Source organism: Terrabacter sp. 2YAF2 (assembly GCF_052114705.1).
Lineage (GTDB): Bacteria > Actinomycetota > Actinomycetes > Actinomycetales > Dermatophilaceae > Terrabacter.
In genome coordinates, this window is sequence record NZ_JBFRFG010000064.1 from 1 (window position 1) to 493 (window position 493).

The window sequence follows — 493 nt, forward strand, 5'->3', positions numbered from 1 at the left end:
GCCGGACTCACACCAGGAGCAGTCACCATGGGCGTCGCCACCTCGAAGAAGCACGGCAAGAAGAACACCTCGGGCAAGGTCCTGGCCTCGGTGGCGCTCGTGGCCGCCGCGGCCGGTGTCGCCGGCCTGGGCACCTACGGCTCGTTCACGTCGACTACCTCGGCCAGCGCCTCGGTCACCGCCGGCACCGTCAAGGTCGCGCTCGGCCCGGACGGGACGACCAACCGGTTCTCGGTCGCCGCGACCGGCCTCGTCCCCGGTGACACGATCCAGCGCGCCGTCACCTTGAGCAACACCGGCAACCAGAGCCTGGCCTCGCTGAGCCTGACCACCTCGGCGCCGACGACCTCGAGCAAGCTCGACACCGACGCCACGAACGGCCTGCAGCTGAGCATCGACTCCTGCTCCAGCGCCTGGACCGAGGCAGGCACCGCACCGGCCTACACCTACACCTGCTCGGGCACCACCAAGACCGTGCTGTCCTCGCAGAAGG

General features: G+C 70.0%; 1 protein-coding gene. It reads left to right on the forward strand.

All coding sequences use genetic code 11. From position 1 onward, the window contains the following. Positions 1–27: 27 nt before the first annotated feature. A partial coding sequence (locus tag AB4030_RS22440) for a TasA family protein (RefSeq protein WP_442281411.1) occupies positions 28–493 on the forward strand: 466 nt, incomplete at its 3' end.